Below are 7004 nucleotides of genomic sequence, written 5' to 3'. Positions count from 1 at the left end.
ATCAGCAGCTGCGCCCACCACGCGTCGTTGGTGAGCACCTGCTCGCACTCCGCGATGCCGGTGATGCCGAACAGCTGACCGCTGCGGGCGACCGTGATGAGCGTGGTCGACTGCAGCAGCGCGAGGGCGATCGTCAGATAGCGGGTGTACTGCGTCAGCTTGCTCTGGCCGGCCTGGCCCTCTTTGTAGAGTGTCTCGAAGTGCGGGATCACCACGCGCAGAAGCTGCACGATGATCGTGGCCGTGATGTACGGCATCACGCCCAGCGCGAAGATCGACAGCTGCAGCAGCGCGCCTCCGGAGAAGAGGTTCACAAGCGAGAGCAGGCCCTCGGTGCCGCCGGACTGCGCGAGGCAGGACTGCACGTTCGGGAAGTCCACGAACGGCGTCGGCACGTGGGCACCGAGGCGATACACGGCGATGATCCCGAGCGTGAAGCCGATCTTCCGCCTCAGGTCGGGTGTGCGGAAGACCCGCGCGATGGCGCTGAACAAGTCGGATTCCTCCAGTGAGATCGGCGGCGGCTGCGAGGCACGCCGTCAACCAGAGTACGGCACAGGGGCCGGAGCGTTGCTCCGGCCCCTGTGGCGTGATTACTTGATGGTGCCGCCTGCTGCGACGATCTTCTGCTCCGCGGAGCCGGAGACCTTGTCGACGGAGACGTTCAGCGCCACGGAGATGTCTCCGGTGCCGAGCACCTTGACCTTCTCGTTCTTGCGCACGGCGCCCTTGGCGACCAGGTCGCCCACGGTGACGTCGCCACCCTGCGGGTACAGCTCGGCGAGCTTGTCGAGGTTGACCACCTGGTACTCGACGCGGAACGGGTTCTTGAACCCGCGCAGCTTCGGAGTACGCATGTGCAGCGGCATCTGACCGCCCTCGAAGCCGACCTTCACGCTGTAGCGGGCCTTCGTGCCCTTGGTGCCACGACCCGAGGTCTTACCCTTCGAGCCCTCACCACGACCGACACGGGTCTTCGCCGTGTTGGAACCGGGGACCGGACGCAGGTGGTGGACCTTCAGCACGCCGGGGCGCGATGCCGCGGCATCCTTGGTGGACGCAGCCTTGGCGGCGCCCTTCTTCTCGGCCTTCTCAGCCATTAGTCGATCTCCTCAACCTTGACGAGGTGGGCGACGGTCTTGACGTAGCCGCGCGTCTGCGCGTCGTCGGGACGGACGACCGAGTCGCCGATCCGCTTGAGACCGAGGCTGCGCAGCGTGTCACGCTGGTTCTGCTTCTCGCTCACCTTGGACTTGACCTGCGTCACCTTCAGACGGGCAGCCATCAGGCACCTACCTTCTTCGCCGCAGCGGCCTTGGCCTCGTTGCGGATGATGATCGCCGGAACGACCGCGTCGTAGTCGAGACCACGACGGGCGGCGACCGCACGGGGCTCCTCGAGGCTCTTCAGAGCCGCGACCGTCGCGTGCACGATGTTGATCGTGTTCGACGAGCCCAGGGACTTCGACAGCACGTCGTGGATGCCGGCGCACTCGAGCACGGCACGCACCGGACCACCGGCGATGACACCGGTACCGGCGGCAGCCGGACGCAGCAGCACGACACCGGCAGCGGCCTCACCCTGCACGGGGTGCGGGATGGTCGAGCCGACGCGGGGCACGCGGAAGAAGTTGCGCTTGGCCTCTTCGACACCCTTCGAGATGGCCAGGGGCACCTCGCGGGCCTTGCCGTAGCCGACGCCCACCAGACCGTTGCCGTCGCCGACCACCACGAGGGCGGTGAAGCTGAAGCGGCGGCCACCCTTGACGACCTTCGACACGCGGTTGATCGTGACGACGCGCTCAAGGAACTGGCTGTCGTTGCGGTCGCGCGAGTTGCGGTCGCGGGTCTGGCTGCGCTCGCGACCACCGCGGCGGGGCTCGCGCTCCGCCGCTGCCGTCTCGGGCGCGGCCGCGGCCGCAGCCGGAGCGGTTTCGGTCACTTCGTTCTCCTTGTTCTCGCTCACAGGTTCAGGCCTCCCTCGCGGGCGCCGTCGGCGATCGCGGCGACACGACCCGCGTAGCGGTTGCCACCACGGTCGAACACGACGTCGACGACGCCGGCTGCCTTCGCGCGCTCGGCGACGAGCTCGCCGACCTTGCGGGCCTTGGCGGTCTTGTCACCGTCGAAACCGCGCAGGTCGGTCTCGAGGGTCGAAGCCGATGCGAGGGTGTGACCCTTGCTGTCGTCGACCAGCTGGACGAAGACGTGACGCGCCGAACGGGTGACCACCAGACGCGGACGCGCCTCGGTGCCGACGACCTTCTTGCGCAGACGCGCGTGACGACGCGCGCGTGCGACGGACTTGGAAGTCACAGCCATGGTTACTTACCAGCCTTTCCGGCCTTGCGCCGAACGACCTCGCCGGCGTAGCGCACACCCTTGCCCTTGTACGGCTCAGGCTTGCGGATCTTGCGGATGTTGGCGGCAGCCTCACCGACGGCCTGCTTGTCGATGCCGCTCACGGTGAGCTTGTTGTTGCCCTCGACCGTGAACGTGATGCCGGCCGGCGGGTCGACGAGCACGGGGTGCGAGAAGCCGAGGGCGAACTCGACCGAGCTGCCCTTCTGAGCAACGCGGTAACCGGTGCCGACGACCTCAAGGCCCTTGGTGTAGCCCTGGGTGACGCCGATGATGTTGTTGTTGATGAGCGTGCGGGTCAGGCCGTGAAGCGACCGCGACTCGCGCTCGTCGTCGGGGCGGGAGACCAGAACCTGGTTCTCCTGCACCGCGATCTCGATGGGGCGCGAGACGGTGAGCTTGAGCTCGCCCTTCGGGCCCTTGACGGAGACATCCTGTCCGGAGACCTCGACGGTCACGCCGGCGGGGATGTCGATGGGAAGACGACCGATGCGGGACATTCAGATCACCACACGTAGGCGAGGACTTCCCCGCCGACGCCCTTCGACTCGGCCTGGCGGTCCGTGAGGAGGCCAGAGGAAGTGGACAGAATTGCGACGCCGAGGCCGCCGAGCACCGTGGGGATCTCGGTCGAGCGTGCGTACACGCGCAGACCCGGCTTCGACACGCGCTTGATGCCGGCGATCGACCGCTCGCGGTTGGGGCCGTACTTGAGCGTCAGCGTGATGGTCTGCCCAACGCGCGCGTCGGTGACCTCCCAGCCGGCGATGTAGCCCTCCTGCTGGAGGATCTCGGCGATGTGAGTCTTGAGCTTGGAGCTCGGCATGGACACGGTTTCGTGGTGCGCCGAGTTCGCGTTGCGCAGACGGGTCAGCATGTCTGCGACCGGGTCTGTCGTTCCCGAGGTTTCGGAGGCCGTTACGCCACCCCCGACCTACGTTGAGGGGCGGTGTTCAGTTGTACGGGCGTTTGGTCCCGGACCGCAGGGTCCGAGACCAAACGCCCAAGCTTATCCGATTACGCCTGAGCGTCGTCGGCGCGGAAGGGGAAGCCGAGCTGACGCAGCAGCGAGCGGCCCTCCTCGTCCGTCTTCGCAGTGGTGACGACAGTGATGTCGAAGCCGCGAACGCGATCGATCTTGTCCTGGTTGATCTCGTGGAAGACCGCCTGCTCCTGCAGGCCGAACGTGTAGTTGCCGTGCCCGTCGAACTGCTTCGGCGAGAGGCCACGGAAGTCGCGGATGCGGGGCAGCGCGAGGTTCACGAGGCGGTCCAGGAACTCCCACGCGCGGTCACCGCGGAGGGTGACGTGCGCGCCGATGGCCTGACCCTCGCGCAGCTTGAACTGCGCGATGGACTTGCGGGCCTTGGTGACGACCGGCTTCTGGCCGGTGATCTTGGTGAGGTCGTCGACCGCACCATCGATCACCTTGCTGTCACGCGCAGCCTCACCGACACCGGTGTTGACGACGACCTTGACGATCCCGGGGATCTGCATGACGTTCGAGTAGCCGAACTCCTCCTGCAGAGCCTTCTGGATCTCGTTCTTGTACTTCTGCTTCAGGCGGGGCTGGATCTTGCCAGCCTCCACGGCAGGTGCAGTGCTCATTCTCAGAGGTCCTTGCCTGACTTCTTCGCGTAGCGCACGCGGACCGTGCGCTTGACGCCGTTCTTGGTCTGCTCCTCGACGCGGCTGCCGATACGGGTCGGCTTCTTCGTCTCGGGGTCGACCAGGGCGACGTTCGAGATGTGGATGGGGGCTTCGAACGTCTCGAGGCCACCCGTCTTGGTGCCGCGCTGGGTCTGGCCCACACGGGTGTGCTTGGTGACGTAGTTCACGCCTTCGACGATGACGCGGTTGCGCTCGACAAGGACCTCGAGGACCTTGCCCTGCTTGCCACGGTCTCCGCCGCGCTCGGGCTTGGCGCCCGAGATGACCTGAACCAGGTCGCCCTTCTTGATTTTCGCCATGATCAAATGACCTCCGGGGCGAGGGAGACGATCTTCATGAACTTCTTGTCGCGAAGCTCACGACCGACGGGACCGAAGATGCGGGTGCCGCGGGGCTCCCCGTCGTTCTTCAGGATCACGGCGGCGTTCTCGTCGAACTTGATGTACGAGCCGTCGGGACGACGGGTCGACTTGACGGTGCGCACGATGACGGCCTTGACGACATCACCCTTCTTGACGTTTCCGCCGGGGATGGCATCCTTCACCGTTGCGACGATGATGTCGCCCACGCCGGCGTACCGGCGAGCGGAGCCGCCGAGCACACGGATCGTGAGCAGCTCCTTGGCGCCGGTGTTGTCGGCGACCTTGAGTCGGGATTCGTTCTGAATCACTTGTTACTCCTTGGATTCCAAGAAGGCCGAAGCCTTACTTGGCCTTCTCGAGGATCTCGACCAGGCGCCAGCGCTTGGTGGCGCTCAGCGGGCGGGTCTCGTTGATGAGCACGAGGTCGCCGATGCCGGCGGTGTTGCCCTCGTCGTGGGCCTTGACCTTCGACGTGCGGCGGATGACCTTGCCGTACAGCGGGTGCTTAACGCGGTCCTCGACCTCGACGACGATGGTCTTGTCCATCTTGTCGCTGACGACGTAACCGCGGCGGGACTTGCGGTACCCGCGGGCGCTCTCGTCGCGCACATCGCGCGCCGACGACTCGTGGCCCTTGGCCTCGACCGGAGCGGTCGAGGCGGCAGCCTTCTTCTCGGTGGTCTCAGCCATTACTCGGCCTCTTCCTTCACGGCCTCGTCAGCGGCATCCGCCTTCTTGGCCTTCGTCTTCTTCGCCTTCGTCGCGGTCTCGACAGGTGCGGGCGTGGCACGAATGCCAAGCTCGCGCTCGCGGATCACGGTGTACAGCCGCGCGATGTCGCGCTTGACCGCACGGATGCGGCCGTGGCTGTCGAGCTGGCCCGTGGCCGACTGGAAGCGCAGGTTGAACAGCTCTTCCTTGGCCTTACGGAGCTCCTCGACGAGGCGCTGGTCTTCGAATGTGTCGAGCTCGCTGGGAGCGAGCGTCTTGGTACCGACGGCCATTACGCGTCGCCCTCCTCGCGCTTGATGATGCGTGCCTTCAGGGGCAGCTTGTGGATGGCACGGGTGAGTGCCTCGCGAGCAAGCTGCTCGTTGACGCCGGCGACCTCGAACAGGACGCGACCCGGCTTCACGTTTGCGACCCACCACTCGGGCGAGCCCTTACCGGAACCCATGCGGGTTTCGGCCGGCTTCTTGGTCAGCGGACGGTCGGGGTAGATGTTGATCCACACCTTTCCGCCACGCTTGATGTGACGGGTCATCGCGATACGAGCGGACTCGATCTGACGGTTCGTCACGTAGGCCGGCGTCAGGGCCTGGATACCGTACTCGCCGAAGGAGACCTTCGTGCCGCCGGTGGCCTGGCCTGAACGGCCGGGGTGATGCTGCTTGCGGTACTTGACCTTGCGGGGGATAAGCATTACGCCGATGCTCCTTCTGCGACGGGTGCGTCGTTGCGCGGACCACGGCGACGGTCGCCACCACGGTCGTCACGGCCACGAGATGTCTTCGGGGCGTTGGCCTGCTCGCGAGCGAGCTCCTTGTTGGTCAGGTCGCCCTTGTAGATCCAGACCTTCACGCCGATGCGACCGAAGGTGGTCTTCGCCTCGTAGAAGCCGTAGTCGATGTTCGCGCGCAGGGTGTGCAGGGGCACACGGCCTTCACGGTAGAACTCCGAACGGCTCATCTCGGCGCCGCCGAGGCGGCCCGAGACCTGGATGCGGATGCCCTTGGCACCGGCACGCTGGGCGCCCTGCAGGCCCTTGCGCATCGCGCGGCGGAAGGCCACACGTGCGGAGAGCTGCTCGGCGATGCCCTGCGCGACCAGCTGAGCGTCGGCCTCGGGGTTCTTCACCTCGAGGATGTTCAGCTGGATCTGCTTGCCGGTGAGCTTCTCGAGGTCGGAGCGGATGCGCTCTGCCTCGGCGCCGCGGCGACCGATCACGATGCCCGGGCGGGCCGTGTGGATGTCCACGCGGACACGGTCACGGGTGCGCTCGATCTCGATGTTGCTCACGCCGGCGCGGTCGAGCTGCGTCTGCAGGAGCTTGCGGATCTTGATGTCCTCGGCGACGTAGTCGGCGTAGCGCTGGCCCGGCTTGGTCGAGTCGGAGAACCACCGCGACACGTGGTCGGTGGTGATGCCGAGGCGGAAGCCGTACGGGTGAACTTTCTGTCCCATTACTTGCTCGCCTTCTTGCTGGTCGTGGCGGGGGCAGCATCCTGGACCTCGGGGGTCGCCAGCTGCACCGTGATGTGGCTGGTGCGCTTCTTGATCTGGAAGGCGCGGCCCTGAGCACGGGGGCGGAAACGCTTGAGCGTCGAACCCTCGTCGACGTACGCGTTCTTCACGTACAGGTCCTGGTCATCCAGGTACTCGCCGTTCTTGTCGGCAGCGACGCGGGCGTTCGCCATCGCGGAAGCGACGAGCTTGTAGATCGGCTCGGACGCACTCTGCGGCGCGAACTTCAGGATGGCCAGGGCCTCCTGAGCCTGCTTGCCCTTGATGAGAGCGACGACACGACGAGCCTTCTGAGGGGTCACGCGGATGTGTCGCACGCGGGCGATGGAATCCACCATCTCTCTCTCCTCTCTGCGCCACCGCGTCA

The 7004-nt window shown here is 66.1% G+C and carries 14 protein-coding genes and 1 pseudogene; all 15 read right to left on the bottom strand.

Annotated elements, in window-relative coordinates:
• Nucleotides 1-494, bottom strand: a 494-nt coding sequence (locus tag NQ160_RS15620) for a preprotein translocase subunit SecY (RefSeq protein WP_374113663.1), incomplete at its 3' end; no start/stop codon positions are given.
• A gap of 99 nt (nt 495-593) precedes the next feature.
• Nucleotides 594-1100: a 50S ribosomal protein L15 gene (gene rplO / locus NQ160_RS15615; protein ID WP_257516094.1), complete on the bottom strand. Its 507-nt coding sequence runs from the start codon at nt 1098-1100 to the stop codon at nt 594-596.
• Complete coding sequence (gene rpmD, locus NQ160_RS15610; protein WP_023954062.1) at nt 1100-1285, bottom strand: 50S ribosomal protein L30; 186 nt, start codon at nt 1283-1285, stop codon at nt 1100-1102. Before rpmD ends, rplO begins: the two co-directional genes overlap by 1 nt.
• Nucleotides 1285-1965, bottom strand: a complete 681-nt coding sequence (gene rpsE / locus NQ160_RS15605; protein ID WP_374113662.1) for a 30S ribosomal protein S5 — start codon at nt 1963-1965, stop codon at nt 1285-1287. Before rpsE ends, rpmD begins: the two co-directional genes overlap by 1 nt.
• On the bottom strand, nt 1962-2321 hold the full coding sequence (gene rplR, locus NQ160_RS15600; RefSeq protein WP_257516093.1) for a 50S ribosomal protein L18: 360 nt from the start codon (nt 2319-2321) through the stop codon (nt 1962-1964). The genes rpsE and rplR overlap by 4 nt, the downstream gene beginning before the upstream one ends.
• 2 nt (nt 2322-2323) lie before the next feature.
• Nucleotides 2324-2860: a 50S ribosomal protein L6 gene (gene rplF / locus NQ160_RS15595; protein WP_257516092.1), complete on the bottom strand. Its 537-nt coding sequence runs from the start codon at nt 2858-2860 to the stop codon at nt 2324-2326.
• Between the two features lie 5 nt (nt 2861-2865).
• Nucleotides 2866-3255: pseudogene (gene rpsH, locus NQ160_RS15590) on the bottom strand (30S ribosomal protein S8); the annotation flags it as partial.
• A gap of 122 nt (nt 3256-3377) precedes the next feature.
• The gene (gene rplE, locus NQ160_RS15585; protein WP_257516091.1) at nt 3378-3968 is read right to left on the bottom strand and encodes a 50S ribosomal protein L5; all 591 of its coding nucleotides are present in this window, start codon (nt 3966-3968) and stop codon (nt 3378-3380) included.
• A gap of 2 nt (nt 3969-3970) precedes the next feature.
• On the bottom strand, nt 3971-4330 hold the full coding sequence (gene rplX / locus NQ160_RS15580) for a 50S ribosomal protein L24 (protein ID WP_257516090.1): 360 nt from the start codon (nt 4328-4330) through the stop codon (nt 3971-3973).
• Between the two features lie 2 nt (nt 4331-4332).
• Nucleotides 4333-4701, bottom strand: coding sequence for a 50S ribosomal protein L14 (rplN, locus tag NQ160_RS15575; RefSeq protein WP_191719471.1), 369 nt, complete (start codon nt 4699-4701; stop codon nt 4333-4335).
• 34 nt (nt 4702-4735) lie between these two features.
• Nucleotides 4736-5083, bottom strand: a complete 348-nt coding sequence (gene rpsQ, locus NQ160_RS15570) for a 30S ribosomal protein S17 (RefSeq protein WP_285178408.1) — start codon at nt 5081-5083, stop codon at nt 4736-4738.
• Nucleotides 5083-5397, bottom strand: a complete 315-nt coding sequence (rpmC, locus tag NQ160_RS15565) for a 50S ribosomal protein L29 (protein ID WP_257495802.1) — start codon at nt 5395-5397, stop codon at nt 5083-5085. Before rpmC ends, rpsQ begins: the two co-directional genes overlap by 1 nt.
• Nucleotides 5397-5816, bottom strand: coding sequence for a 50S ribosomal protein L16 (rplP, locus tag NQ160_RS15560; RefSeq protein ID WP_257516089.1), 420 nt, complete (start codon nt 5814-5816; stop codon nt 5397-5399). The genes rpmC and rplP overlap by 1 nt, the downstream gene beginning before the upstream one ends.
• Nucleotides 5816-6577, bottom strand: a complete 762-nt coding sequence (gene rpsC / locus NQ160_RS15555; protein ID WP_257516088.1) for a 30S ribosomal protein S3 — start codon at nt 6575-6577, stop codon at nt 5816-5818. The genes rplP and rpsC overlap by 1 nt, the downstream gene beginning before the upstream one ends.
• Nucleotides 6577-6975, bottom strand: a complete 399-nt coding sequence (gene rplV, locus NQ160_RS15550) for a 50S ribosomal protein L22 (RefSeq protein ID WP_257495800.1) — start codon at nt 6973-6975, stop codon at nt 6577-6579. The genes rpsC and rplV overlap by 1 nt, the downstream gene beginning before the upstream one ends.
• Nucleotides 6976-7004: the final 29 nt, after the last annotated feature.

This window comes from Microbacterium sp. zg.Y909 (genome assembly GCF_024626565.1).
The sequence above is the reverse complement of the archived record's forward strand: the minus strand, read 5'-3'. Positions and strand labels throughout refer to the sequence as shown.